Genomic DNA, 26,464 nt, shown 5'->3' with positions numbered 1-26,464 from the left:
CCTTCTTGAAAAGTGGGCCGCTGCTTTGTATTGAATTTCGCAGCGGGCCCGAGAGATTACAGATTCCGCAGCGCGGCGACTACTGCGTCGCCCATTTCCTGCGTACCGACTTTGCTACAACCGGCCGAATAGATGTCGCCGGTGCGCAGCCCTTGATCGAGCACGACGCTGACGGCTTTTTCGATGGCATCGGCCGCGTCCTGCAGATTGAAGCTGTAACGCAGCATCATCGAGACCGACAGAATGGTCGCCAACGGGTTGGCGATGCCTTTACCGGCGATGTCCGGAGCGGAACCGTGGCAAGGCTCGTACATGCCCTTGTTGTTGGTGTCCAGCGACGCCGACGGCAGCATGCCGATGGAACCGGTGAGCATCGACGCCTGATCGGACAGGATGTCGCCGAACATGTTGTCGGTGACGATCACGTCGAACTGCTTCGGCGCGCGCACCAGTTGCATCGCGGCGTTGTCGACGTACATGTGGCTCAGTTCGACCTGCGGGTAATCCTTGGCCACTTCTTCAACAATTTCACGCCACAGTTGGCTGGACGCCAGCACGTTGGCCTTGTCCACCGAGCAGAGCTTTTTGCTACGCACCATGGCCATGTCGAAACCGACGCGGGCGATGCGGCGGATTTCGCTTTCGCTGTACGGCAGCGTGTCGTAGGACTGACGCTCGCCGTTTTCCAAAGTGCGGGTGCCGCGTGGCGCGCCGAAGTAGATGCCACCGGTCAGCTCGCGAACGATGAGGATGTCCAGACCGGCAACAATTTCCGGCTTCAGGCTCGAAGCCTCGGCCAGTTGCGGGTACAAAATCGCCGGACGCAGGTTGCCGAACAGGCCCAGTTGCGCACGGATTTTCAGCAGGCCGCGCTCAGGGCGGATATCACGTTCGATGGTGTCCCATTTCGGGCCACCGACGGCGCCCAGCAGTACGGCATCGGCAGCGCGGGCACGGTCGAGGGTTTCGTCGGCCAATGGCACGCCGTGCTTGTCGATGGCCGCGCCACCGATCAGGTCATGGCTCAGCTCGAAGCCCAGACTGTATTTGTCGTTGGCCAGTTCCAGCACCTTGACCGCTTCGGCCATGATTTCCGGACCAATACCGTCACCTGGGAGAATCAGAATCTGCTTGCTCATGCTTTCCTCGTGTCTTCAGTCGGTGCGCCGTTCAGGGCGCGCCCGGAAAAATTCTTAGCGCTCAGCCATCAATACGATTACATCTGTACTGAACGAGCCGTCGGCATCAATTTCAAAATATTCGCGCACTTCGTTGCCCATCGACTGCTGCAACTGACGAATCGCGGCGCGCATCACGTCGGGTGTGCGCATGCGCTCAACCCAGGTGGTGTACTCCAGACGCAGGCGCTGACGCGTAGTGCTACGCACATGCAACCCGGCCTCGCTGACCTGGCGCAGCCATTCAGCGGCAGAATAATCGCGCACATGGCTGGTGTCGCGCAGCACTTCGACGCTTTGCAGGTAAGTGTCGAACAACGGACTGCCCGGTGACAACACGTCAACGAACGCCGCCACACCGCCCGGCTTCAGCACCCGACGCACTTCGCGCAGGGCCACACCGAGATCGCTCCAGTGATGCGCCGAATAACGGCTGAACACGAAGTCGAACTCGCCATCGGCAAACGGCAGACGCTCGGCGGCACCGTTGACCGTGGCAATGTTGCCGATACCGCGATCAATCGCAGCGGCGGCGACCACGTCGAGCATTTGCTGCGACAGGTCGTAAGCGACCACTTCCTTGACCAGCGATGCCACGTGAAAACTGACGTGACCGGCGCCGCAACCCAAGTCCAGCACACGAGCCTCGCCCTGCCCGGCCAGCTCCGCCTGTAGCAGCGCGAATTCGGTGCCTTGAGCGTGAACGGCGCTGCTCAGGTAGGCGGCGGCCTGCTCACCGAATTGCTTTTGTACGACCTGGGTGTGTTGGGCGGTGCTGGTCATGGTCACATCCTGATATCTATGTTGTTTGGGCCGCCGTCTTCGCGAGCAAGCCCGCTCCCACAGGGGAATGCGTTCCAAATGTGGGAGCGGGCTTGCTCGCGAAGAGGCCAGCCCTGACTACATCAATCTCAAATCAATCACGCGTCGCGAAACAACCACGGCTGGCTAACCCGATGCCTGGCCTCAAACGTCGCAATCGCATCACCGTCCTGCAAGGTCAGCCCGATATCGTCCAGACCGTTCAACAGGCAATGCTTACGGAACGCATCAATCTCAAAGCTGTACACCTTGCCATTCGGGCTGGTCACGGTCTGCGCTTGCAGATCGACCTGCAATTGATAGCCCGGCTCAGCCTCGACCTGCTTGAACAACTCATCAACCTCAGCGTCGCTCAAGATGATCGGCAGCAAGCCGTTCTTGAAGCTGTTGTTGAAGAAAATGTCGGCGTAGCTCGGCGCGATGATGCTGCGGAAACCGTATTCTTCCAGCGCCCATGGCGCGTGTTCACGGCTGGAGCCGCAACCGAAGTTCTCGCGGGCCAGCAATACGCTGGCGCCTTGATAACGCTCGGCGTTGAGGACGAAGTCCTTGTTCAGCGGACGCTTGGAGTTGTCCTGATACGGTTGCCCGACATCGAGGTAACGCCATTCATCGAACAGGTTCGGGCCGAAACCGGTGCGCTTGATCGACTTCAAAAACTGTTTCGGAATAATTTGGTCAGTGTCGACGTTGGCACGATCCAAAGGCGCGACAAGACCAGTGTGCTGGGTAAAAGCTTTCATGCTGCGCTCCTTAAATCAATTCGCGAACGTCGATGAAACGACCGTTCACCGCTGCCGCCGCCGCCATGGCCGGGCTGACGAGGTGGGTTCGGCCACCGGCGCCCTGACGGCCTTCGAAGTTACGGTTGGAGGTCGAGGCGCAATGCTCGCCGGACTCCAAACGATCCGGGTTCATCGCCAGGCACATCGAGCAACCCGGCTCACGCCATTCGAAACCGGCTTCGAGGAAAATCTTGTCGAGACCTTCGGCCTCTGCCTGCGCCTTCACCAGACCCGAACCCGGCACCACGATCGCTTGCTTGATGGTCGATGCGACTTTACGGCCCTTGGCGATCACCGCCGCAGCACGCAAGTCTTCAATGCGCGAGTTGGTGCAGGAGCCGATAAACACGCGATCCAGTTGAATGTCAGTGATCGCCTGATTGGCGGTCAAACCCATGTATTTCAGGGCACGGACGATCGAGTCGCGTTTGACCAGATCCATCTCTTTGGCTGGATCCGGCACGTTCTGATCAACGGCCAAAACCATCTCAGGCGAAGTGCCCCAGCTGACTTGCGGCTTGATCTGCGTAGCGTCGAGCTCAACCACGGTGTCGAACCTGGCGTCGGCGTCGGAGACCAGGTCTTTCCAGGACTCGACGGCCATGTCCCATTCCGCGCCTTTCGGAGCAAATGGACGGCCCTTCACGTAGTCGACAGTCTTCTGATCCGCTGCCACCAAACCTACGCGGGCGCCGGCTTCGATGGACATGTTGCAGATGGTCATGCGGCCTTCAACGGACAAATCGCGGATCGCGCTGCCAGCGAATTCGATGGCGTGGCCGTTACCGCCGGCGGTGCCGATCTTGCCGATCACTGCGAGGACGATGTCCTTGGCGGTCACGCCGAACGGCAATTGCCCTTCAACGCGCACCAGCATGTTTTTCATTTTCTTGGCGACCAGGCACTGCGTGGCGAGCACGTGCTCGACTTCGGAAGTGCCGATACCGTGCGCCAAAGCGCCAAACGCGCCGTGGGTCGAGGTGTGCGAATCGCCGCAGACCACGGTCATGCCCGGCAAGGTCGCGCCCTGCTCCGGGCTGATCACGTGGACGATGCCTTGGCGGACGTCGTTCATCTTGAACTCGACAATGCCGTATTCATCGCAGTTGTCGTCGAGGGTCTGAACCTGCAAACGCGAGACCTGATCGGCAATGGCTTCGATGCCGCCCTTGCGCTCTGGCGTCGTCGGTACGTTGTGATCCGGGGTCGCGATGTTGGCATCGATGCGCCAAGGCTTGCGCCCGGCCAGACGCAGACCTTCAAAGGCTTGCGGCGAAGTCACTTCGTGAATGATGTGACGATCGATGTAGATCAGCGCCGAGCCATCGTCGCGCTGCTTGACCAAATGCGAATCCCAGAGCTTGTCGTAGAGCGTTTTGCCGGCCATCAGACGGTTCCTCATCAGCTTGTTTCTATGCCCCGGGCCTTGAACGTTTCAATAACCCTTTGGCTTGTGAGGTCGATCCTATGGGGTTACATTAAATAACTCAAATTCATATTTTTTATGCTTTGGATAACCAACTGGAATACCACCATGGATCTGGCCAACCTCAACGCTTTTATCGCCATCGCCGAGACCGGCAGCTTCTCCGGCGCCGGCGAACGCTTGCACCTGACGCAGCCGGCGATCAGCAAACGTATCGCCGGTCTGGAGCAGCAACTGAAGGTGCGTCTGTTTGATCGCCTCGGCCGTGAAGTCGGCCTGACCGAAGCCGGCCGCGCCCTGCTGCCACGGGCCTACCAGATTCTCAACGTGCTCGATGACACCCGCCGCGCGCTGACCAACCTGACCGGCGAAGTCAGCGGCCGGCTGACCCTGGCGACCAGTCACCACATCGGCTTGCACCGTTTGCCGCCGTTATTAAGGGAGTTCACCCGCCGTTACCCACAGGTCGCGCTGGATATTCAGTTCCTCGATTCGGAAGTGGCCTACGAAGAAATTCTCCATGGCCGCGCCGAATTGGCGGTGATCACCTTGGCGCCGGAGCCGCACGCGCTGGTCAAAGCCACGCCAGTGTGGGACGACCCGCTGGATTTCGTGGTCGCCCCGGAGCATTCGCTGATCAGCAACGGCGCCGTCAGCCTGGCGGACATTGCCGGCCATCCGGCGGTTTTCCCCGGTGGCAACACATTTACTCACCATATTGTCCAACGACTGTTCGAGGCTCAGGGCCTGACGCCGAACATCGCCATGAGCACCAACTATCTGGAAACCATCAAGATGATGGTCTCGATCGGCCTGGCCTGGAGCGTGCTGCCGCGCACGATGCTCGATGATCAAGTGGCAAGTATCGCTTTGCCGGGCATACAGCTGCGGCGCCAGCTAGGCTATATCTTGCACACTGAACGGACGCTATCGAACGCGGCTCGCGCCTTTATGGCCCTGCTGGACGCACAAATCGATCTGCCAGGGACTCTCGGCTGACTTGTGCTACTCCTATAGAGCCGCGTTTCCCTGTGCCTAACGCATAAACCAGCTCAAGGCCCGTAACCAATGCCGAAATCTGTTGACCGTATCCCGCCGATGCCGCGCATTCAGGCAATTGATCCACGGCATTCCGAGCAGAGCTGGGAAAGTGCGCCGCAATTGCTCGCGGCGCTCAACGGCGCCCGACTCGGCGCCTGGTATTGGGACATCGAGCGCGGGCAGATCAGTTGGTCGCGGGGCACGCAGGCATTGTTCGGCTTCGATCCACGCCAGCCGCTGCCGGCCGACCTTGAATACCTCGATTTATTGCCTCCGGAAGACCGCGCGAAAACCGTGCGCGCCTTCCACGCGGTGATTGCCGGTGCGCCGCTGGAGCAAGCGATGCACCACCGCATCCAATGGCCTGACGGCAGCCTGCACTGGCTGGAGATCAGCGGCAGTCTGCTGCCGGACAAAAACGGCCGCCCCCGAATGATCGGGGTGATTCGCGAAATCACCCACCAGCGCCAACGCGAGCAAGCGCTGAGCAGCTCGGAGAAACGTTTCGCCACACTATTTCACCTATGTCCCAACATGGTTTTGCTCACCCGTCAGGAAGACGGACTGATCAGCGAGGCCAATCAGTATTTTGAAAGCCTGTTCGGCTGGCCGGTACAGAGCGCCATCGGCCGCACCACGCTGGAACTCGGTTTGTGGGTGCATCCCGAACAACGCGCCGAACTGGTCAAAAAGACCAACACCAAAGGCGAACTGATCGCCATGGAAGTGCAGTTCCGTGCGAGCAACGGGCAGATTCACGACGGCATTCTCAGCGCGCAGAAGGTCGAACTGGAAGGCCAACCCTATCTGCTCAGCACCTTCCTCGACACCACCGAACGCAAAGCTGCCGAACACGCGCTGAAGGACAGCCAGGAACGTCTCGACCTCGCGCTGGACTCGGCGCAACTCGGCACGTGGGACTGGCACATCCCCAGCGGCATGCTTTACGGCTCGGCACGCGCCGCGCAGTTGCACGGGCTGGAAGCGAAACCGTTCCATGAATCGTTCGATGAATTTTTCGAAGGCGTGCCCGGCGAAGAACGCGACAGCATGCGCGACGCCTACCGCTCCCTGCGCGAAGGCCCGGCAGGCAATTATCAACTGACCTATCGCGTGCAATTGCCGGACGGCAGCTCGCGCTATCTGGAAAGCCGCGCCCGCCTCTACCGCGACGACAACGGCGCGCCGCTGCGCATGGCCGGCACGTTGCTGGACATCACCGATCAAGTCGAACGCGAACAGCGCCTGGTCGCCTCAGAAGAAAAATTCGCCACGCTGTTCCAGGTCAGCCCCGACCCGATCTGCGTCACGCGCCAGGACAGCGGCGAATTCATCGAGATCAACAACAGCTTTACCCAGACTTTCGGCTGGAGTGCCGGCGACGTGATTGGCCACACCGCCGAAGAAATCGGCCTGTGGGACGCTTCGGCAAAAAGTCTGCAACGCATTGAGCGGGTGATCCGCGAACAGGGCCTGAGCAACGTCGCGATCATCGTTCAGCACAAGGACGGCCAGTCGCTGACCTGTGTGATTTCCAGCCGGCAGATTAGCGTCGGCGATCAAGCGTGCATCGTCACCACCCTGCGCGACATTACTCAGCAGCAACGCTCGGAAGCCGCACTGAAGGCCAGCGAAGAGAAATTCGCCAAGGCGTTTCACTCAAGCCCCGACGCGATCACCATCACCGAACGTGATTCCGGGCGCTATCTGGAAGTTAACGACGGTTTCTGCCGCCTCACCGGTTATCGCGCTGAAGAGGTCGTCGGTAAAACCGTGTATCAGGTCGGCATCTGGGCCGAGGAGAAACAGCGCTCGGCGCTACTCGCCGAGTTACAAATCAAGGGCCGCGTGCACCATCAGGAAATGCTTGGGCGCAACAAGCGCGGGGAAATGCTCACGGTCGAAGTCTCGGTCGAGCCGATCACCCTCAACGAAACCGCGTGCCTGCTGCTGACCGCCCGCGACGTCAGTCTGCTGAAAAATGCCGAAGCACAAATTCGCCATCTGGCTTATCACGATCCACTGACCAACCTGCCCAACCGCGCCTTGCTGATGGATCGCCTGAGCCAGCAGATCGCCCTGCTCAAGCGCCACAACCTGCGCGGTGCGCTGCTGTTTCTCGACCTCGATCACTTTAAGCACATCAACGATTCCCTCGGCCATCCGGTCGGCGACACGGTGTTGAAGATCATCACCGCTCGGCTTGAGGCCAGCGTACGCATGGAAGACACGGTCGCGCGCCTCGGTGGCGATGAGTTTGTGGTGCTGCTCAGCGGTCTGGAAGGTTCGCGCAACGAAGTCAGTGCGCAAGTGCGCGAGCTGGCCGACACAATTCGCGAATTGCTTTCGGAACCGATGTTCCTCGATGGCCAGCGACTGCAAGTGACGCCGAGCATCGGCGTGGCGCTGATTCCCGATCACGGTTCAACCCCGACCGACCTGCTCAAACGCGCCGACATCGCGCTGTACCGGGCCAAGGATTCCGGGCGCAACACCACGCAGATGTACCACAACACCATGCAGAAAGCCGCCAGCGAGCGGCTGCGCATGGAGACCGATTTGCGTCTGGCGCTGTCGCGCGGTGAATTCAACGTGCACTTCCAGCCGCAGATCGATGCCCGCAACAACCAGATCATCGGCGCCGAAGCGCTGGTGCGCTGGAACCACCCGGAACTCGGCGCGCAATCGCCCACCGAATTCATCAAGGTTCTGGAAGACAGCGGCCTGATTCTCGAAGTCGGCACGTGGATCCTCGACGAAGCCTGCGACGCCTTCAAACAGCTGATCGGACTGAAACTGGTCGACCCGCTCAACTTCAGCCTGTGCGTGAACATCAGCCCGCGCCAGTTCCGCCAGAACGACTTCGTCGAACGCATCGAACACAGCATGATCAGCCACGGCTTGCCCTGCTCGCTGCTGAAACTGGAAATCACCGAAGGCATCGTCATCCAGAACCTGGAAGACACCATCAGCAAAATGCGTCGCCTGAAAAAACTCGGCGTGAGCTTCGCCATGGACGATTTCGGCACAGGGTATTCGTCGCTGACGTACCTCAAGCGCTTGCCGGTGGACACGCTGAAGATCGATCAGTCGTTTATCCGTGATGCGACAACGGATCCGAACGATGCCGAGATCATCCGCGCAATCGTCGCAATGGCGCGCAGCCTGGAACTGGAGGTGATCGCCGAAGGGGTGGAGACGCCGGAGCAGTTGGCGTTTTTGCAGGGATTAGGTTGCCATTTGTATCAGGGTTATCTGCACAGCCGGCCGGTGGCGCTGGATGATTTGAAGGTGTTGCTGGAATAACACGCATGACAGCGCCGGATGCAACTGTCAGGCAATTGCCATGGTTTGCGCCAACCTGTAGGGTCGCGTTTTTGCGCCGTTTCGAGATCTTTCATGCAGGATGCATCCCTCCCCCGCCCGGCTTTGCTGGGCATCGACCTTGGCACCACCAACAGCCTGATCGCTGTTTGGCAGGACGGTCAGGCCCGACTGATCCCCAACGCCCTTGGCGATGTGCTCACGCCCTCGGTGATCAGCCTCGATGAAGACGACACGGTTCTGGTCGGCAAAGCCGCCCGCGCCCGTCTGACCACCCACCCGGAGCGCAGTGCTGCGGCGTTCAAGCGTTTCATGGGCAGCGATAAAAAGGTCGAACTCGGCACCCGCGCTTTCAGTCCGGAAGAGTTGTCGGCGCTGGTGCTCAGCTCACTCAAACAGGACGCCGAAGCGTTTCTCGGCCATCCGGTCACAGAAGCGGTGATTTCGGTGCCGGCGTACTTCAGTGACGAACAACGCAAACGCACGCTGTTTGCCGCTGAACTGGCCGGGCTCGCAGTGACACGCCTGATCAACGAGCCAACTGCCGCGGCCATGGCGTACGGGCTGCATGAGCAGAAGTTCGAGCGCACGTTGATCTTCGATCTGGGCGGCGGCACCTTCGATGTCACCGTGCTGGAATATGCGTTACCACTGATCGAAGTACACGCGTCGACCGGTGACAACTTTCTCGGCGGCGAAGACTTCACCGCCGCGCTGCTGCAGGCCTGCCTGAAACACTGGCAACTGACCCCAACCATGGTCGATGCGCAAAGCATGGCCAGCCTCGGTGATGCGCTGGAGCAGCTCAAATGCAAACTCGGTGAAGGTATTCAACAACTGAGCTGGCGCCATGGCGACAAGGCGTTCGAGTGGTCGCTGGACGAAGCGGCTGCGGTAAAGATCTGGGAACCGCTGCTGGCCCGTTTGCGTGCGCCGATCGAACAGGCGCTGCGCGATGCCCGCCTCAAGCCGCGCGACCTCGACAGCCTGGTGCTGGTCGGCGGTGCCACGCGCATGCCGGCGGTGCAGCAAATGGTTGCCACGCTGTTCGGGCGCCTGCCTTATCGGCATCTTGATCCGGATACCATTGTGGCGCTCGGCGCGGCGACGCAAGCGGCGTGCAAGGCGCGTGACGGTGCAGTAGAAGAGTTGATCCTGACCGATGTCTGCCCCTACACGCTGGGCATTTCGACCATGCGTGGAGAAGGCATCAAAGGCGCGTTTTCGCCCATTATCGAGCGCAACACCATCATCCCGACCTCAAGGGTGGAGCGTTACCACACAACCTCTCCTCGACAGGAAGTGATCCGTATTGCGGTCTATCAGGGCGAACGTCCGTGGGTGCGCGACAACATCTTTATCGATGCTTTCGATGTCACGCTGACGCCCAGGGATGATATCCAGGCGCTGGATGTGCGCTTCAGTTATGACATCAACGGTTTGCTCGAAGTTGACATCACCCTGCCTGAGACGGGCGAACGCCACAGCCACAGCATTGACCGCAGCCCGACCGGACTCGATGCGCAATCGCGGCAAACCAGTCATGAACGCTTGAGTACGCTGAAAATTCACCCCCGCGACACTTTGGCCAACCGAACCCTGCTGGCTCGACTGGAACGGGCGTGGACGCAAAGTCTGGGCGAAGAGCGCCAGCGGATTGCCGGCTGGCTGGACAGTTTCAATACGGTGCTGGGCGGCCAGCGATCGGAAGAAATCGCCAGCCACCGCTCACAACTCAACAAGACACTGGATGAGTTGCGCCTCTAGCCGATGAGTCGCCGCAAGGTCGCCTGCAAACCACCGGACAGGGTGTCTTCACCGCCACTGTCCGGCGGCACGCCATAACGATTGGGCAGCGTCTCTCCGGGAAAACCGAACAGTATCAGCGGCAGGAATGGCAATACCGGCGACAGGATTACCAAAATCAGCAACATCGGAATGCCCCGCCCCATGTCATGCAAACGGCGCAGGATCGCACCTAGCAGAAACGCCAGGCCCAGCAGCAACACGACGATGCCGGACACAGGCGTACCGCTGAGCAACGCCGCCACGGGCGTTACCAGCAACGCGCCAATCACTTGCCAGATAAACGCCCCGCGTCCCAGCCGGGTGCCCAGGCGCCAGAACGCACTGGCGGGAGTTGGACGGGTCTCTGCCTTGGCTAGCAGCAAACGCTCCGACCACGACAGCAATGCGCTGAATGCGAAGCGCAGACCGAGTCCGATTTCCGGGTCATCCTTGGCCCGCTGCATGCGTAACAGGATTTTCTGTCTTGGCACGCCCAGATTGCCAAAACGCACGAGATCCTTCAGCACATCCAGTGCCAGGTAAAAGGCGTCGCTGATACCCTCCTCCGTGAGAGCCTCACGGGGCGGGTGAACAGGCTCACCCTTGATCAGACTGTGACGGAAGCCGTCGAACCAGTCTTGAGGATTGACCACCTCAGTGATACTTCCCAGCAGGTATTTGCGCTGTTGCGCAGTGAGCAACGGATCGTGGTAAAGGACGCCGCCCAAGAGCATGCGCCCGAGCAAATCCTCGTTGAAGCTGGCGATGTCGCTGCGCATGCACTCGAACAGACGGTCATTTCCCAACAGTCGGGTGCTGTCGAGCGCCTCATGCACACTGAACAACTTACGCGCGAGCAGCGAGTGCACCGGATCAACCGCTTGCAGCCAGCCGAGCAGGCCACTGGCACTGCCCTGCTCGCGATTCAGGCGACAGAGCAGCGGCTGCAAACGGGCCAACGGGTGTTCGCGCGCAATGTTCATGGTGTCGACGCAGTGTGCCGATTGCGCGTCCAGCCAACGCGTCGGATCGTCGAGGGTGGCCAGCAGGTAAATCGCCTGACGATGCCATTCCCAGACATCAGAATGGCTATCAATGGCCGGCAGCAGCATGCCGTGCGCGGCCAGTTGCACTTGCAACTTAAGCCCCGCGAGCCGTTCATCACGTTTGTCCAGACTGAACGCTTCGGCAAGCCGCGCCAGCGATAGGGCGTCGTAAGCGCGTAAACGGCGCATCCACAGCAGACTGAGCTCAAGCGGTTCGCCCTTTTCCAGCCCCGGCGGGGGTGTCGATGCCGAGTCGCTAGCCAGAAACGCTTCCAGGGCCTGAGGAATCGGTGCCTGGGTCAACCAGCAGATCTGCTGCCCGGCCTGATACTGCAAGCCCTCCAGCACCAGTTGATCGAGCACATCCGCCGGCACAGGTGCCTCCATGATGCGTTGCAGCAATGGCACATCACCACGGTGCAAAGCCCAGGCATGCTGGTAGAGCGTTTGCAGCGCCCGGTCATCATTGTCAATGATCAGCGTCGCCAACAACGGCAGCTCGTCACCACTGATACGCCATTCGACAAATGCACCGGCAATGTCCTGCAACTCGAGCTGCCTGGCCCGGAACCAACGCCCGAGTGTTTCCGGACGCTGCGATGGACTGCTGTATTCTTGGGTGACATCGCTGAGATCCTCGGACCAGTCACGGAAGTTTTCCAGACGATCAAAAGCCTGAATCAGCAGCGGCAATCGCTGAGGCTGGTGGCGCGCACACAATGCCAGTAACCACGTAGCCGCTTTTGGATGCTGATGTTCGCGCCAGAGCCGCACCCACGCCTGCAGTGCCAACTCTTCCATTCCCAGCGCACTGCGCTGACAGGCCAACAGATACAGCCAGTCAACATCTTCAGGCGCAAGCCGATGCTGCTCGCTGATAATGTCGAGAAAGTCTTTGTTGGCGATATCAGCCTGACTGAACTGTATGGCCAGGCGTTGCAACAACCCGTCATCAACAGGCAGCGGGATGCAGGTGTGCAGGCCGGCGAAATGACGGTAGTCGTCGAGCGATGCTTCGCGGTGCAGGTGATTCAGGGTGCGCACGTACCAGAGTGTTTCCAACTGCGCGACAGCGGGCCAATGGCTCATCAACGAGGTGTCGAACGGATCCGCCGCGCTGATCCGCTGCAAAAACTCGTCGACATGCCGCGCGTTGTCGAAATCCAGATCCAGCATGCGGCTTGCCCAGCCCAGGCGCTGGGCCAACAAACGGGCGCAAACATGGGAAATCGGGCCGGCGTCGAGCAACTCGCGCAGCAATGACCAGCAAACGTCGTCCAGCACCTCCAGCGGCAGACGGTCCAGTTCAAGGTTGAATGCCTGCCAGGCCGCCGGGTGGAAGCGACGTGCTGGATCAAGCAGCAATGCTTCAAAGTCGGCCATCGTCTGATCGGCAGGACTGACCTCATCGGCAACCGGTTGATCCGGCTCGGCGACTTCCTCGCGGGCAAAGCGCAATGCCAGTTCATAGGCCTCACGCAGCGCCTGAATACCTTCCGGATCGGTTTCCGGGTGGTGCTGCGGCAAACGCGCGCGATAGGCGCCGCGAATCACGTCGTTGTCTTTGGTGGGCTCGATACCCAAGCGAATCCAGCAGCTCATGACCAGTCGAACTCCCCTAGCGAATCAGGCCGCTCAGGTAGATGCAGGGGCATATCCCACGGCAATTGCGCGAACAGCGCGCGCGCATCACGATCAAGCTTTCTGATGACCACGGTGGTGCCTATGTAATCGCCTTGCCGGTCATATTCGTGCTCTAGCTCTTCATCCTTGTTGCCTAGGCAATGCCAGAAGGCTTTGCCGAAGACAAAGCCGTTCAGGTAGCTCGTCCAACTGTCGTAGTAGTAGCGCGCGCGTGCTGCCATGCGACCGTGCAGCCAAAGGCTTTCGGTGAGATCGATCCAGCCGTGCAGCACCGCAGAGCGCAGCAGAAAACCCATGCGGCCAAGGTCCCAGGCACGGATGCCACCTGAGCCACACTCGCCAAATGTGCGACTGGCGAATTCGTAGAAAGCTCGCTGGCGGGTGTCGAGTGTTGCGAGCAAGGCCTGCCATTCGGACGGCAGACACCGCTCCCACTGCCGATAGGCTTCGTTCAACTGCGTAGCGTGGCCGTCATCGGCAGTACGCAGCATGTCCAACAGTTGTTCGCGCGTAGTGATGCCCCAACCGCCTTCGACATCGACATGTTTGAGGTCGAAACAATAGGTGGGTGCGGTGTAATCGGCGTCGGGATTGAGGGCGACCAAAGGCGCAGAAAGCGCATATAGCCAGCGCTGTTCCATTTCGTCCATGAACAAAGGCTCCGGGGCCAGCGGGAATTAGGGAGTGCCGGCCTTGTTGGCGCGGATTGTAAAGAGCCGCAACAGCAGCAGCAAACGTTGCGTCGGGTTTCTTTCGCCCACAAAAAAGGCCCCGACGTATCGGGGCCTTCATTCAGCGGCTCATCGTCCGTTCAGACGATTGTGTTGCAGCACATGACTCAGTGCTGCAACGCCGGCTTCTGCCCCCCATTGATCGGGATGCGTTTGGCTTTCGCTTCTTCCGGAATCACGCGCAGCAGGTCGATGCTCAGCAGGCCGTTACTCAGATCCGCTGCCTTGATCTCGATGTGATCGGCGAGGCGGAAGGACAGCTTGAAAGCACGCTGGGCAATGCCCTGATGCAGGAAGGTCACGCCTTCGTTGGCATCACGCTTGCCGCCACTGATGGCCAGCACACCTTTCTCGACTTGCAGTTCCAGGTCTTCTTCCTGGAAACCGGCTGCCGCTACAACGATGCGGTATTGGTCGTCACCGTGTTTTTCCACGTTGTAAGGTGGGTAGCTGCTGCCTGGCTCATTGCGCAGGGCGGTTTCGAACAGGTCGTTGAAACGGTCGAAGCCCACCGAGGAACGGAACAGTGGCGCAAGGGAAAATGCAGTACTCATGGTTCAAATCTCCTGAAAACAATCAGCAAGTTTTTTTGACTCCGCGACCCGAATTCGGCATCGCGTAACCCCTAGATAGGGACCGCTGATTTGTTTTCAAGAGACTATTTGCAGATTTTTTTCAGGCGGCTTCTGCTACCGGCAAACCGAGCAAACGCGAAACGTGATCCGGCTCAGTCTCACGGCGCAGCACGGTAAACAGTTCGGTCGCCTCAGGATAATTGCGCGTCAGCATCGCCAGCCATTGCTTCAAACGGCCCGGCGATTGGCGAGCGGTCATCTGTGCTTTGGCTTGCAACCAGAAGTCCTGAATCAGCGGCATCAGTTCCGCCCAAGTCATCTCGACGACTTCTTCACCGGCACGGGCAGCGGCGATTTGTTTGGCCAGATCCGGGCGCGACACCAGACCGCGACCGAGCATGATGTCTTCGACGCCACTGATTTCGCGGCAACGGCGCCAGTCTTCGACGCTCCAGATATCGCCATTGGCGAACACCGGCACCTTGACCACGTCCTGCACGCGCGGGATCCACTCCCAGTGCGCCGGCGGTTTGTAGCCGTCCATTTTGGTTCGCGCGTGAACCACGATGTGCTCGGCGCCGCCCTCAGCCAATGCGGTGGCGCAGACCAGCGAGCCGTCGGGGCTGTCGAAGCCGAGGCGCATTTTCGCGGTCACCGGAATGTGCGCAGGCACGGCACGACGGACGTGCTCGACGATCTGGTTGAGCAACTCGGGCTCTTTCAGCAGCACGGCGCCACCACGGGATTTGTTCACGGTTTTGGCCGGGCAGCCGAAGTTGAGGTCGATCACTTCGGAGCCGAGTTCGCAGGCCAGCGCAGCGTTTTCCGCCAGGCACACCGGGTCGGAACCGAGCAATTGCACGCGCAGCGGCACGCCGGAAGCGGTGCGGGCGCCGTTGAGCAGCTCGGGGCCGAACTTGTGGAAGTACGCCGGGGTGAGCAACTGGTCGTTGACCCGAATGAATTCGGTCACGCACCAGTCGATGCCGCCAACGCGGGTCAGCACGTCGCGGAGGATGTCGTCGACCAACCCCTCCATGGGCGCCAGAGCAATTTGCATGGGGAAAACACTACTTAAGGAAAAAACGTGCGGCAGTTTACTGGATATCGCGGGAAACCGCAGATCCCTTGTAGGAGCTGCCGAAGGCTGCGATCTTTTGATGTTGTTTTTTATAGGTCAAGATCAAAAGATCGCAGCCTGCGGCAGCTCCTACAGGGATTGTGTCAGGCCGGGGTCAAGATCGCAGGGCCATAGCCTTCGATAAACTCGGCCGGCATGCGTTTGGGCTTGCCGGTGGACAGTTCGATGCAGACAAACGTGGTTTGCGCGCGCAGCAGCGTGGTGTTGTCGCTCGGGCGAATCAGTTGGAAGTGACGGGTCATTTTCAAGCGTTGATCCCAATCGACGATCCACGTCGCCAATTGCAACTCGTCGCCTTCATACGCCGCTGCCAGATAATCGATCTCGTGGCGCACCACGGCCATCGCCCGATCCAGTCGCCGATATTCAACCAGATCCAGCCCCAGACGCTGCGAGTGGCGCCAGGCGCAGCGTTCGAGCCACGTTACGTAGACCGCGTTGTTCGCGTGGCCCAGCCCGTCGATGTCTTCGGCGCCTACTTGCAGATCAATGGTAAACGGCGTTGCCCGATCCCAGCCCATGCCCCACTCCCGGTCAGTTATTCAACCGGGGCAGTGTAACGGAGCTCACGCCGATTGGCGCGCCTGAAGGCTACGGCCGGCGAGCAGTGATAACACCCCATCAATCACGCGCGGGTCGGCGAGCACGCGCTGATGACCGCCGCCCTCAAGGCGCAGCAGACGGCTGTCGAACCAGGATTCGTGGATCAGCTGCGACTCTTTGACCGAGACGAAATTGTCGTCCTCGGCGTGCACGATCAGGCCGGGCATGTCCAGTTGATAGTGGGCAACGTCAAGGGTCGCGGCGCGCATGCCGACGTCCTGCTCGACCTGACGGATGAAGGCCGAACGCGCTCGCGGTGGCATGCCCATGTAGCGAGCGAATCCGCGCAACACACCAAGAATGCGCGCCGGCGCGGCGATGCTGACAAGGGTTTCGGTGCGCAAGCCCAATTGCACGGCGAGCATCGCGCTGGCGCCGCCCATCGAGTGACCGATGACCGCTTGCAGCGGCGGTAGCTCGGCAGCGGCCTCAAGCATGGCGCGGGCGAACAGGACGACGTTGGCTTCACGCCCCGGTGAGCGACCGTGTGCCGGGCCGTCGAGTGCTACGACGGTGTAACCGGCATCGACGAGCGCCGTTATCAGCGCGGCGAACTGGGTGGGCCGCCCTTCCCAGCCGTGCATCAGCAGCACCGCAGGGCCTTGGCCCCAACGCAATGCCGAGAGGCCGAAACGCAAAGTGATGCGCTCAGCACTGGCGAGCATCGGCAATTCCCAATCGCGCAATGGCAGCGCGCGCGGCGTCATGAACGCCAGGCGCATTTTGCTCGCCACTAATTTCGGTGCAAACCAGCCTAAGGTGCCATTAACGCCACGAACCCATTTCAACGTGCTCATCGCTCTCTCCTCAGGCGTGTTGCCTTCAGGTCAACGCACCGCCGACTTGGCAGCGCGCAGCAATCGATCGGATAAATCTCCAGGGCCGAGCGCTCTTGCGAGAGCCAGACCACCCACCATCAAGGCCACATCAGCCAGGGCTTTGTCGGTGTCCTCAGGGCTGGACGCCAACTGCGCAATCATCAATTCCAGGTGTTCGTTCAGCGCGATGCGGAACGATTCCGGCAGACGCCCCAACTCACCGATCGACGCCGGAATCGGGCAGGCCGCTTCGCTGGAATCACGGTGCTTGCGCGACAGGTAGAACGCAGCCACCAGCGCGCGGCGTTCTTCACCGGTCAGTTCGGCGTCCATGTCGGCAATCAGGTCGCGGCGGCGGCCAAGCAGCTGTTTGAACGCTTCAAGCATCATCGCGTCCTTGCTTTCGAAGTGCGCGTAGAAGCCGCCAACCGTCAGGCCGGCTGCGCCCATCACTTCGCCCACGCTAGGGTCTGCCGGGCCGCGCTGAATCAGTGCAGCGCTGGCAGCCTTGAGGATGCGTTCGCGGGTTTGAGCTTTTTTATCGTTCATCGTTGCCTCCGAATATTACGACTAGAATATTATTCGCATAATAATAATCTGCAAGTCAAGAATGTGACCGCTGGTCTGAAGCACAGTTTAGGAAATAGGAGAATTGGCCAAACGCCAGACAAACAAAAGGGCCATTCAATAATTGAATGACCCTTATAAAATCCCGCAGAGCGGGTAATCGTGGCGTCCCCTAGGGGACTCGAACCCCTGTTACCGCCGTGAAAGGGCGGTGTCCTAGGCCACTAGACGAAGGGGACACAAACCTTCTATACAACTGATCAGTGCTGAGTGCTGATCGATTCAAGGCCGGTGTGGCCAGACCTTGAACTGTAAAATTGGTGGAGCTTAGCGGGATCGAACCGCTGACCTCCTGCATGCCATGCAGGCGCTCTCCCAGCTGAGCTAAAGCCCCGATTTATCGCCTCGCGGCGGAGTGACATTTTGCAACATCACTTCTGTAAAACTGGCGTCCCCTAGGGGACTCGAACCCCTGTTACCGCCGTGAAAGGGCGGTGTCCTAGGCCACTAGACGAAGGGGACGCAAACCCTTCTATACAACAGACCAACACTGAGTGTTGATCGCTTCAAGGCCGGTGTGGCCAGACCTCGAAGTGTAAAATTGGTGGAGCTAAACGGGATCGAACCGTTGACCTCCTGCATGCCATGCAGGCGCTCTCCCAGCTGAGCTATAGCCCCTCATCGTTGATGTCATCGCTGAGGACGGGGCGAATCTTAAGGGCGTATCGAAAGCCTGTCAAACTTATTTTTGAAAAATTTCAAAGTTTTTCGTCGGCATAACAATCACTTACCGCCCTCCCCCCGTAAATTCGGGACTCGGGATGTCACACAGACCTGTAGGAGCTGCCGCAGGCTGCGATCTTTTGACTTTATCTTTTGAAAACAAGATCAAGAGATCGCAGCCTTCGGTAGCTCCTACAGGAAGGCAAAGCGTTTAGGCGATAGCGGCCAGGAGCTTTTCCCACTCTTTGTTTTCTTTCTTCGACACACCGCCCAGAAGGTCAATCGCCTGACGCAGACGGAAGCGGGTCAGATCCGGGCCAATGATTTCCATCGCATCGAGCACCGACACCGAGCTCGCCTGACCAGTGATCGCCGCAAACATCAGCGGCATCGCATCACGCAGTTTCAATTCCAGCGATTCAACCACTGCCTGAATCGTTGCGGTGATGTTGTCTTTCTCCCACTGACGCAGGCTTTCCAGCTTCCACAGGATCAACTGCATCAACTGACGAACCTGATCGCCCGAGAGCTTTTTCGATTCGAACAGTTTGGCATCCGGATTGACGCCACCAGCGAAGAAGAATCCGCCCAGCGGTGCAACCTGGCTGAAGGTTTCAACGCGACCCTGCACCAGCGGCGCGATCTTCATCATGTATTCCGGGTTCAACGCCCAGGTCTGCAAGCGGCCGGCGAACTCTTCCACCGGCAGATCACGCAGCCACTGGCCGTTGAGCCACGACAGCTTCTCGATGTCGAAGATCGGCCCGCCCAGCGAGACACGCTTGAGGTCGAAGTTATCGACCATTTCCTGCAGCGAGAACTTCTCGCGCTCGTCCGGCATCGACCAGCCCATGCGACCGAGGTAGTTAAGCATCGCTTCCGGCATGAAGCCCATGCGCTCGTAGAACGTCACCGAGGTCGGGTTCTTGCGCTTGGACAGCTTGCTCTTGTCCGGGTTACGCAGCAGCGGCATGTAGCACAGCTCTGGTTGCTCCCAGCCGAAGTACTCATACAGCAGAATCAGTTTTGGTGCCGATGGCAGCCATTCTTCGCCGCGCAGCACGTGGGTGATGCCCATCAGGTGATCGTCGACCACGTTGGCGAGGAAGTACGTCGGCAGGCCGTCAGTCTTCATCAGCACTTGCATGTCCATGCGATCCCACGGGATCTCGACGTCGCCACGGAGCATGTCCGGCACCACGCAAACGCCTTCGCTCGGCACTTTCATGCGGATCACGTGGGGTTCGCCAGCGGCCAGACGGGCCGCGACTTCTTCTTTCGACAGCAGCAGCGCGCGGCCGTCGTAGCGTGGCGTTTCGCCGCGAGCCATTTGCTCGGCGCGCATCTGATCGAGTTCTTCAGCGGTGCAGAAGCATGGGAACGCATGACCCATGTCGACCAGTTGCTGGCAGTACTTCTGATAGATGTCGCCGCGCTCGCTCTGGCGATACGGGCCGTGCGGGCCGCCAACGTCCGGGCCTTCGCTCCAGTCGATGCCCAACCAGCGCAGGGCGTCGAAGATCTGCTGTTCGGACTCGCGGGTCGAACGCAACTGGTCGGTGTCTTCGATCCGCAGGATGAACTCACCGCCGTGCTGCTTGGCAAAGCAGTAGTTGAACAATGCGATGTAAGCGGTACCTACGTGGGGATCCCCGGTAGGCGATGGCGCGATGCGAGTGCGGACGGTGGTCATGGCATGTCTCGAAAATAATGAAAAGCAAAACAATCAAGCGGCGAATGGTAACAGGCGACACCCGCCCCGCTCCAGCGGGCAGGGCATTTAAGCCAAGTTTGCGTCTGTAAGGCCCGTAAGCCGTGATGAATAGCGGAATATCAGCAGATGGCATTTACCGTTTATCGGCTGTATGCCAAATTTGCCTGCTGATAACTTTCCTTACAATTCCTCGACTACAGTTTGCCCCATGCCTGCCCAACTCAAGCGTCGCCTGTTTATTTTCCTGCTGCTCGTCCTGCTGATTGCCGGGGGCTTCTTCGCCCACTGGTTCTTCAAGGGACGCTTTTATGAAAGCACCGACAACGCCTATGTCCAGGGCGAGATCACTCGTGTCTCGAGCCAATTGGGCGCGCGCATCGATGAAGTGCTGGTGCAGGACAATCAGCACGTGGAAAAAGGCCAGTTGCTGGTACGCCTCGAACCGAATGATTTCCGCCTCGCGGTAGACCGCGCCAATGCCGCCCTCGCCACCCGCGAAGCCGAACGCCTGCAAGCGCAAAGCAAACTGACCCAACAATCGAGCCTGATCGCCGCCAGCGATGCGCAAGTGGCGACCACCCAAGCCACGCTTGGCCGCTCGCAGATGGATTTGTCGCGCGCCGAAACCCTGCGCAAACCCGGTTACGTTTCCGAAGAACGCGTGACCACCCTCTCCGCCGACGCCCACATTGCTCGTTCGCAAGTGGCCAAGGCGCAGGCTGACGCGCAAGGTCAGCGCCAACAGGTCAACGCCCTGAACGCTGAAATCAAACGCCTCGACGCACAGATCGCCAACGCCCACGCCGATATTGCGCAAGCCGAACTCAACCTGACCCGCAGCGAAATCCACGCACCGATCAGCGGCCTCGTCGGTCAACGCGCCGCGCGCAATGGTCAAGTGGTGCAGGCCGGCGCCTATTTGCTGTCGATCGTTCCGGACGAAGACATCTGGGTACAGGCCAACTTCAAGGAAACCCAGATAGGCCACATGCAGCCGGGACAAAAAGCCGAGCTGACCTTCGATGCATATGGCGACACGCCGATCGAAGCGCGGGTCGAGAGCCTGTTCGCCGCATCTGGCGCGCAGTTCAGCCTGTTGCCACCGGACAACGCCACCGGCAACTTCACCAAAGTCGTGCAACGGATTCCGGTGAAACTGACCTTCAAAGCCGATAACCCGCTGCACGGCAAAATCCGTCCGGGCATGTCAGTCACCGCGACTGTGAACATCAAAGACGCCCCTGAAGATGGCCGGTGATTCGCTGATCCGCCCGGTCGGCGAACCGACCCGGCGCGATTGGATCGCGGTGATGAGCGTGATGCTCGGCGCTTTTATGGCCGTGCTCGACATCCAGATCACCAACTCTTCGCTGAAAGACATTCAGGGCGCGCTGTCGGCGACGCTGGAAGAAGGTTCGTGGATTTCCACCTCCTATCTGGTCGCGGAAATCATCATGATTCCGCTGACCGCGTGGCTGGTGCAGTTGCTGTCGGCGCGACGACTGGCGGTTTGGGTGTCGCTGGGCTTTCTGGTTTCATCGCTGCTGTGCTCGATGGCCTGGAGCCTGGAGAGCATGATCGTCTTTCGCGCCATGCAAGGCTTCACCGGCGGCGCACTGATCCCGCTGGCGTTCACCCTGACCCTGATCAAACTCCCCGAACACCACCGCGCCAAAGGCATGGCGATGTTCGCCATGACCGCGACGTTTGCGCCGTCAATCGGCCCAACGCTGGGCGGCTGGCTCACGGAAAATTGGGGCTGGGAATACATCTTCTATATCAACATCCCGCCCGGCCTGATCATGATCGCCGGATTGCTGTATGGGCTGGAAAAGAAAGAAGCGCACTGGGAATTGCTCAAAAGCACCGATTACACCGGCATCCTCACGCTGGGCATCGGCCTCGGCTGCTTGCAGGTTTTTCTCGAGGAAGGCCATCGCAAGGACTGGCTGGAATCGAGCCTGATCGTGACGCTGGGCAGCATTGCGTTGGTGAGTCTGATCACCTTTGTCATCGTGCAGATTTCCAAACCCAATCCGCTGATCAACCTTGGCATTCTGCGTAATCGCAATTTCGGTTTATCGAGTATTTCCAGCCTGGGCATGGGTGTCGGGTTGTACGGCTCAATTTATCTGTTGCCGTTGTACCTGGCGCAGATCCAGAACTACAACGCCCTGCAGATCGGCGAAGTGATCATGTGGATGGGCGTGCCGCAGCTGTTTCTGATTCCGCTGGTGCCGAAGCTGATGAAGATCATTTCGCCAAAATGGCTGTGCACGCTGGGGTTTGGACTGTTTGGTCTGGCGAGTTTTTCATCGGGGGTACTTAACCCGGATTTTGCCGGGCCGCAGTTCAATCAGATTCAGATTGTCCGGGCGCTGGGGCAGCCGTTGATCATGGTGACCATTTCCCTGATCGCCACGGCGTACATCCTGCCGCAGGACGCGGGGTCGGCGTCGAGCCTGTTCAACATCTTGCGTAACCTCGGCGGTGCGATCGGCATTGCCTTGCTGGCGACGCTTTTGGATGCGCGCACCAAGACCTACTTCGATTATTTGCGTGAAGCAGTGGTGCCGACCAATCCGCAGGTGGCCGAGCGGTTGGCGTCGATGACGGATCGGTTTGGCAGTGACACGGCGGCGTTGGGCAAGTTGAGTGAGATCGTCCATCAGCAGGCGGCGATCATGGCTTACAACGATGCGTTTCACTTTGTCGGGATTGCGCTGGGGATCAGTATGTTGGCGATTCTACTGACCAAAAAATTGCCGGAGGGGTTGAAGGCCGGGGAGTCTCATTAAGACCGCGTCGCCTCAATCGCGAGCAGGCTCACTCCTACAGGTCTTGTGAACGCCACAGAACCCTGTAGGAGTGAGCCTGCTCGCGATGAGGCCCGACCAGACAGCACAAATCAAACAGCCAAAAGGCGTTCACGCAGTTTGGCAATCTCATCGCGCATCTGCGCCGCCGCTTCAAACTCCAGATCCCGCGCCAGCTGATACATCTTCTCTTCCAGCGCGCGAATGCGTTTGGTGATCTCGCTCGGCGAGCGCAATTCGGCTTCGTACTTGGCGTTCTCTTCGGCAGCCTTGGCCATGCCTTTGCGCTTCTTGCTGCGCGAGCCCGGCACGGTGGCGCCTTCCATGATGTCGGCGACGTCCTTGAATACGCCTTTCGGGGTGATGCCGTTTTCCAGGTTGAACGCGATCTGCTTGTCGCGACGACGTTCGGTCTCGCCAATCGCGCGCTCCATCGAACCGGTCATGCGGTCGGCATAGAGAATCGCCCGGCCATTGAGGTTCCGCGCCGCGCGGCCAATGGTCTGGATCAACGAACGTTCGGAGCGCAGGAAACCTTCCTTGTCCGCATCAAGAATCGCCACCAGCGACACTTCCGGCATGTCCAGACCTTCACGCAGAAGGTTGATGCCGACCAGCACATCGAACGTACCAAGGCGCAGGTCGCGAATGATTTCGACGCGCTCAACGGTGTCGATATCCGAGTGCAAATAGCGCACGCGCACGCCGTGGTCGGCGAGGTAATCGGTGAGGTCTTCGGCCATGCGTTTGGTCAGCGTAGTGACCAGCACTCGCTCTTCGATCGCTACGCGCTTGGAGATTTCCGACAGCAGATCGTCGACCTGCGTCAGCGCCGGACGCACTTCAATCTGCGGATCGACCAGCCCGGTCGGACGCACCAGCTGCTCGACCACGCGCCCGGCGTGCTCGGCTTCGTAGTTGCCCGGCGTCGCCGAAACGAAAATGGTCTGCGGGCTCACCCCTTCCCACTCATCGAAACGCATCGGCCGGTTATCCAGTGCGGACGGTAGGCGGAAACCATATTCGACTAGGGTTTCCTTACGCGAACGGTCGCCCTTATACATCGCGCCAACCTGCGGCACGCTGACGTGGGATTCGTCGATCACCAGCAAGGCATCCGCCGGCAGATAATCGTAAAGGGTTGGCGGCGCGGCACCGGCCGGACGTCCGGACAGATAGCGCGAGTAGTTTTCGATGCCGTTGCAGTAACCCAGTTCGAGGATCATCTCCAGGTCGAAACGAGTGCGCTGCTCAAGGCGCTGGGCCTCGACCAATTTGTTGTTGCTGCGCAGGTATTCAAGGCGCTCCTGCAATTCGACTTTGATGTGTTCGATGGCGTCGAGCAGGGTTTCCCGTGGCGTCACATAGTGGCTCTTCGGGTAGAACGTGAAGCGCGGCATCTTGCGGATGACTTCGCCGGTCAGCGGATCGAACGCGGAAATGCTTTCGACTTCGTCATCAAACAACTCGATGCGGATCGCTTCCAGATCGGATTCCGCCGGGTAGATGTCGATCACGTCGCCGCGCACACGGAAGGTCGCGCGGGCGAAATCCATGTCGTTGCGGGTGTATTGCAGGTCGGCCAAACGGCGCAGCAATGCGCGCTGATCGAGTTTGTCACCGCGATCGACGTGCAAGACCATTTTCAAATAGGTTTCCGGGCTACCGAGACCGTAGATGCACGACACCGTGGTGACGATGATCGCGTCTTTTCGCTCCAGCAACGCTTTGGTCGCGGACAGGCGCATCTGCTCGATGTGGTCGTTGATCGACGCATCCTTCTCGATGAAGGTGTCGGACGACGGCACATAGGCTTCGGGCTGGTAGTAGTCGTAGTAGGAAACGAAGTATTCAACGGCGTTGTTTGGGAAGAACGCCTTGAACTCGCCGTATAACTGCGCAGCGAGGGTTTTGTTCGGCGCCAGCACCAGCGTCGGGCGCTGAATCTGCGAGATGACATTGGCGATGCTGAAGGTCTTGCCCGAGCCGGTCACACCGAGCAGCGTCTGGTGCGCCAGCCCGGCTTCGATGCCCTCGACCAATTGGCGGATGGCTTCCGGCTGATCTCCGGCGGGCTCAAAGCGAGTGACGAGCTGGAATTCGGACATATACACCTCTGGGATCGCAGCGTTCCGCGCAAAGCGGAGCACCACGGGGACAACCGCAAACGACCGTTGTCGCGCAAGAAAAAACCTGGATTGTGCTCAATGTGGTGGCGATTGCCTCTGCTTTCAAGGCAAACGTCCTACATCCGGTAAAGTCTCTGACACGGCCAATCGACTAACGGTCAAGAAATAATCGCAAAAACTTACCTGAAAAGCCGAATCGCCTGTCGCCATTGCTCGCAGATGGCCTCTATACTAGCTCCCCGTTTGTGCACCGCTCTAGTGCATTCGGCTGGAGCGCCACACGTCCCTCCACTATCCATTCAGAGCCGCCGTAATAATGAGCCTGTTCTCCGCTGTCGAAATGGCACCCCGCGATCCAATCCTGGGCCTCAACGAAGCATTCAACGCCGATACCCGGACCACCAAGGTCAACCTGGGCGTTGGCGTTTACTGCAACGAAGAGGGGCGAATTCCACTTCTGCGCGCCGTTATTGAAGCCGAGACGATTCGCGTCGCTCAACACGCTTCGCGCGGTTACCTGCCGATCGATGGCATCGCCGCCTACGACCAGGCCGTGCAGAAACTGCTGTTCGGCAATGACTCGCCGCTGATCAGCGCCGGTCGCGTCATCACCACTCAGGCCGTCGGCGGTACTGGCGCCCTGAAAATCGGTGCTGACTTCCTCAAGCAACTGCTGCCGAACGCCGTCGTGGCGATCAGCGACCCGAGCTGGGAAAACCACCGCGCGCTGTTCGAAACCGCCGGTTTCCCAGTGCAGAACTACCGTTACTACGACGCTGCCACCCACGACGTTAACCGTGCCGGCATGCTCGAAGACCTCAACGCTCTGCCGAACGGCTCGATCGTTATCCTCCACGCTTGCTGCCACAACCCGACCGGCGTCGACCTGACCCCGGCGGACTGGAACAACGTGCTGGACGTTGTTAAAGCCAAAGGTCACGTGCCGTTCCTCGACATGGCGTACCAGGGTTTTGGCGACGGTATCGACGAAGACGCCGCCGCTGTGCGCCTGTTCGCTGAATCCGGCCTGACTTTCTTCGTCTCGAGCTCGTTCTCCAAGTCGTTCTCGCTGTACGGCGAGCGCGTTGGCGCCCTGTCGATCATCAGCGAATCGAAAGAAGAAAGCGCGCGCGTGCTGTCGCAAGTCAAACGCGTAATCCGCACCAACTACTCCAACCCGCCGACTCACGGTGCAAGCATCGTCGCCGCCGTGTTGAACAGCCCGGAACTGCGTGCACAGTGGGAAGCGGAACTGGCTGAAATGCGTCTGCGCATTCGCGGCATGCGTGAGCAGATGGTTGCCCTGCTGGCCGAGAAAGCCCCGGGCCGCGACTTCAGCTTTGTGGGTCGTCAGCGCGGCATGTTCTCCTACTCGGGCCTGACCACTGAACAAGTGCATCGCCTGCGTAACGAGTTCGGCATTTACGCACTGGATACCGGTCGCATCTGCGTGGCAGCGCTGAATCAGAGCAACATCAAGGCTGTGACGGACGCGATCGTTCAGGTCATCTGATAACGCTGCGTGATGAAAAACGGGAAGCCTTGGGGCTTCCCGTTTTTTATTTGTCCGAAGGAATGCAACATTCCCTCTAA

19 protein-coding genes and 4 tRNA genes are annotated in these 26,464 nt (G+C 59.5%); 6 read left to right on the top strand and 17 right to left on the bottom strand.

Translation table 11 applies throughout. The features are described from left to right. Nucleotides 1–56: 56 nt before the first annotated feature. The 4 genes from leuB to leuC form a co-directional block, all read right to left on the bottom strand. The gene (gene leuB, locus ACIOMO_RS16920) at nt 57–1,139 is read right to left on the bottom strand and encodes a 3-isopropylmalate dehydrogenase (RefSeq protein WP_401242224.1); all 1,083 of its coding nucleotides are present in this window, start codon (nt 1,137–1,139) and stop codon (nt 57–59) included. 54 nt (nt 1,140–1,193) lie between these two features. Beyond that, nucleotides 1,194–1,961 (bottom strand): class I SAM-dependent methyltransferase, encoded by a 768-nt coding sequence (locus ACIOMO_RS16915; protein ID WP_401242221.1) that lies wholly within the window; start codon nt 1,959–1,961, stop codon nt 1,194–1,196. A gap of 137 nt (nt 1,962–2,098) precedes the next feature. After that, nucleotides 2,099–2,743, bottom strand: a complete 645-nt coding sequence (gene leuD / locus ACIOMO_RS16910) for a 3-isopropylmalate dehydratase small subunit (protein ID WP_053118928.1) — start codon at nt 2,741–2,743, stop codon at nt 2,099–2,101. Between the two features lie 10 nt (nt 2,744–2,753). Further along, the gene (leuC, locus tag ACIOMO_RS16905; protein ID WP_053118926.1) at nt 2,754–4,172 is read right to left on the bottom strand and encodes a 3-isopropylmalate dehydratase large subunit; all 1,419 of its coding nucleotides are present in this window, start codon (nt 4,170–4,172) and stop codon (nt 2,754–2,756) included. Between the two features lie 147 nt (nt 4,173–4,319). Between leuC and ACIOMO_RS16900 the strand changes: the two genes are divergently transcribed. The 3 genes from ACIOMO_RS16900 (at nt 4,320) to ACIOMO_RS16890 (ending at nt 10,343) form a co-directional block, all read left to right on the top strand. Continuing rightward, the gene (locus tag ACIOMO_RS16900) at nt 4,320–5,210 is read left to right on the top strand and encodes a LysR family transcriptional regulator (protein ID WP_053118923.1); all 891 of its coding nucleotides are present in this window, start codon (nt 4,320–4,322) and stop codon (nt 5,208–5,210) included. Nucleotides 5,211–5,279: 69 nt separating this feature from the next. Beyond that, entirely contained in the window at nt 5,280–8,558 is a 3,279-nt protein-coding gene (locus ACIOMO_RS16895) for a PAS domain S-box protein (RefSeq protein ID WP_401242216.1), read from the top strand. Nucleotides 8,559–8,651: 93 nt separating this feature from the next. Further along, nucleotides 8,652–10,343 carry an Hsp70 family protein gene (locus ACIOMO_RS16890; protein ID WP_401242214.1) on the top strand — a complete coding sequence of 564 codons (1,692 nt, stop codon included), beginning with the start codon at nt 8,652–8,654 and terminating at the stop codon, nt 10,341–10,343. Here the strand turns inward: ACIOMO_RS16890 and ACIOMO_RS16885 are convergent. The 12 genes from ACIOMO_RS16885 to gltX form a co-directional block, all read right to left on the bottom strand. Next, a complete protein-coding gene (locus ACIOMO_RS16885) occupies nt 10,340–13,012 on the bottom strand; it encodes a DUF805 domain-containing protein (RefSeq protein WP_401242211.1) in 2,673 nt (890 codons plus the stop codon). The genes ACIOMO_RS16890 and ACIOMO_RS16885 overlap by 4 nt on opposite strands. Continuing rightward, a complete protein-coding gene (locus ACIOMO_RS16880) occupies nt 13,009–13,704 on the bottom strand; it encodes a DUF1266 domain-containing protein (protein WP_053118916.1) in 696 nt (231 codons plus the stop codon). The genes ACIOMO_RS16885 and ACIOMO_RS16880 overlap by 4 nt, the downstream gene beginning before the upstream one ends. A gap of 188 nt (nt 13,705–13,892) precedes the next feature. After that, on the bottom strand, nt 13,893–14,339 hold the full coding sequence (locus ACIOMO_RS16875; protein WP_401242208.1) for an Hsp20 family protein: 447 nt from the start codon (nt 14,337–14,339) through the stop codon (nt 13,893–13,895). Between the two features lie 121 nt (nt 14,340–14,460). Then, on the bottom strand, nt 14,461–15,420 hold the full coding sequence (locus ACIOMO_RS16870) for a tRNA-dihydrouridine synthase (protein WP_116031011.1): 960 nt from the start codon (nt 15,418–15,420) through the stop codon (nt 14,461–14,463). 164 nt (nt 15,421–15,584) lie between these two features. Beyond that, nucleotides 15,585–16,022, bottom strand: a complete 438-nt coding sequence (locus ACIOMO_RS16865) for a thioesterase family protein (protein WP_053118910.1) — start codon at nt 16,020–16,022, stop codon at nt 15,585–15,587. 45 nt (nt 16,023–16,067) lie between these two features. Continuing rightward, nucleotides 16,068–16,901: an alpha/beta fold hydrolase gene (locus tag ACIOMO_RS16860; protein WP_212544403.1), complete on the bottom strand. Its 834-nt coding sequence runs from the start codon at nt 16,899–16,901 to the stop codon at nt 16,068–16,070. Between the two features lie 30 nt (nt 16,902–16,931). Next, nucleotides 16,932–17,471 carry a TetR/AcrR family transcriptional regulator gene (locus ACIOMO_RS16855; RefSeq protein WP_053118906.1) on the bottom strand — a complete coding sequence of 180 codons (540 nt, stop codon included), beginning with the start codon at nt 17,469–17,471 and terminating at the stop codon, nt 16,932–16,934. 181 nt (nt 17,472–17,652) lie between these two features. After that, nucleotides 17,653–17,728, bottom strand: a tRNA-Glu gene (locus ACIOMO_RS16850). A gap of 79 nt (nt 17,729–17,807) precedes the next feature. Then, nucleotides 17,808–17,883: transfer RNA gene (locus tag ACIOMO_RS16845), tRNA-Ala, on the bottom strand. A 52-nt stretch (nt 17,884–17,935) separates the two neighbouring features. Beyond that, a tRNA-Glu gene (locus ACIOMO_RS16840) sits at nt 17,936–18,011 on the bottom strand. An 80-nt stretch (nt 18,012–18,091) separates the two neighbouring features. Then, nucleotides 18,092–18,167 (bottom strand) — tRNA-Ala (locus ACIOMO_RS16835). Nucleotides 18,168–18,423: 256 nt separating this feature from the next. After that, a complete protein-coding gene (gltX, locus tag ACIOMO_RS16830; protein ID WP_401242204.1) occupies nt 18,424–19,905 on the bottom strand; it encodes a glutamate--tRNA ligase in 1,482 nt (493 codons plus the stop codon). Nucleotides 19,906–20,134: 229 nt separating this feature from the next. Here gltX and ACIOMO_RS16825 point away from each other — a divergent pair, with 229 nt between their 5' ends. Beyond that, a complete protein-coding gene (locus ACIOMO_RS16825; protein ID WP_159812937.1) occupies nt 20,135–21,184 on the top strand; it encodes an HlyD family secretion protein in 1,050 nt (349 codons plus the stop codon). 49 nt (nt 21,185–21,233) lie between these two features. Next, nucleotides 21,234–22,724, top strand: coding sequence for an MDR family MFS transporter (locus ACIOMO_RS16820; protein ID WP_401242243.1), 1,491 nt, complete (start codon nt 21,234–21,236; stop codon nt 22,722–22,724). A 110-nt stretch (nt 22,725–22,834) separates the two neighbouring features. Here the strand turns inward: ACIOMO_RS16820 and uvrB are convergent, their stop codons facing one another. Then, nucleotides 22,835–24,850, bottom strand: a complete 2,016-nt coding sequence (gene uvrB / locus ACIOMO_RS16815) for an excinuclease ABC subunit UvrB (RefSeq protein ID WP_008083013.1) — start codon at nt 24,848–24,850, stop codon at nt 22,835–22,837. Nucleotides 24,851–25,187: 337 nt separating this feature from the next. Between uvrB and ACIOMO_RS16810 the strand changes: the two genes are divergently transcribed. Beyond that, complete coding sequence (locus ACIOMO_RS16810; RefSeq protein WP_007913409.1) at nt 25,188–26,384, top strand: amino acid aminotransferase; 1,197 nt, start codon at nt 25,188–25,190, stop codon at nt 26,382–26,384. The last annotated feature ends 80 nt before the right edge of the window (nt 26,385–26,464 follow it).

Origin of the sequence: Pseudomonas sp. NPDC087804 (assembly GCF_044742965.1) — a bacterium.
Classification (GTDB): Bacteria; Pseudomonadota; Gammaproteobacteria; order Pseudomonadales; family Pseudomonadaceae; genus Aquipseudomonas; species Aquipseudomonas rustica.
The sequence above is the reverse complement of the archived record's forward strand: the minus strand, read 5'-3'. Positions and strand labels throughout refer to the sequence as shown.

Coding starts and splice junctions, on each gene's coding strand:
- leuB (WP_401242224.1), bottom strand. CDS start 1,139: ATGAGCAAGCAGATTCTGATTCTCCCAGGTGACGGTATTGGTCCGGAA.
- ACIOMO_RS16915 (WP_401242221.1), bottom strand. CDS start 1,961: ATGACCAGCACCGCCCAACACACCCAGGTCGTACAAAAGCAATTCGGT.
- leuD (WP_053118928.1), bottom strand. CDS start 2,743: ATGAAAGCTTTTACCCAGCACACTGGTCTTGTCGCGCCTTTGGATCGT.
- leuC (WP_053118926.1), bottom strand. CDS start 4,172: ATGGCCGGCAAAACGCTCTACGACAAGCTCTGGGATTCGCATTTGGTC.
- ACIOMO_RS16900 (WP_053118923.1), top strand. CDS start 4,320: ATGGATCTGGCCAACCTCAACGCTTTTATCGCCATCGCCGAGACCGGC.
- ACIOMO_RS16895 (WP_401242216.1), top strand. CDS start 5,280: ATGCCGAAATCTGTTGACCGTATCCCGCCGATGCCGCGCATTCAGGCA.
- ACIOMO_RS16890 (WP_401242214.1), top strand. CDS start 8,652: ATGCAGGATGCATCCCTCCCCCGCCCGGCTTTGCTGGGCATCGACCTT.
- ACIOMO_RS16885 (WP_401242211.1), bottom strand. CDS start 13,012: ATGAGCTGCTGGATTCGCTTGGGTATCGAGCCCACCAAAGACAACGAC.
- ACIOMO_RS16880 (WP_053118916.1), bottom strand. CDS start 13,704: ATGGACGAAATGGAACAGCGCTGGCTATATGCGCTTTCTGCGCCTTTG.
- ACIOMO_RS16875 (WP_401242208.1), bottom strand. CDS start 14,339: ATGAGTACTGCATTTTCCCTTGCGCCACTGTTCCGTTCCTCGGTGGGC.
- ACIOMO_RS16870 (WP_116031011.1), bottom strand. CDS start 15,420: ATGCAAATTGCTCTGGCGCCCATGGAGGGGTTGGTCGACGACATCCTC.
- ACIOMO_RS16865 (WP_053118910.1), bottom strand. CDS start 16,022: ATGGGCTGGGATCGGGCAACGCCGTTTACCATTGATCTGCAAGTAGGC.
- ACIOMO_RS16860 (WP_212544403.1), bottom strand. CDS start 16,901: ATGAGCACGTTGAAATGGGTTCGTGGCGTTAATGGCACCTTAGGCTGG.
- ACIOMO_RS16855 (WP_053118906.1), bottom strand. CDS start 17,471: ATGAACGATAAAAAAGCTCAAACCCGCGAACGCATCCTCAAGGCTGCC.
- gltX (WP_401242204.1), bottom strand. CDS start 19,905: ATGACCACCGTCCGCACTCGCATCGCGCCATCGCCTACCGGGGATCCC.
- ACIOMO_RS16825 (WP_159812937.1), top strand. CDS start 20,135: ATGCCTGCCCAACTCAAGCGTCGCCTGTTTATTTTCCTGCTGCTCGTC.
- uvrB (WP_008083013.1), bottom strand. CDS start 24,850: ATGTCCGAATTCCAGCTCGTCACTCGCTTTGAGCCCGCCGGAGATCAG.
- ACIOMO_RS16810 (WP_007913409.1), top strand. CDS start 25,188: ATGAGCCTGTTCTCCGCTGTCGAAATGGCACCCCGCGATCCAATCCTG.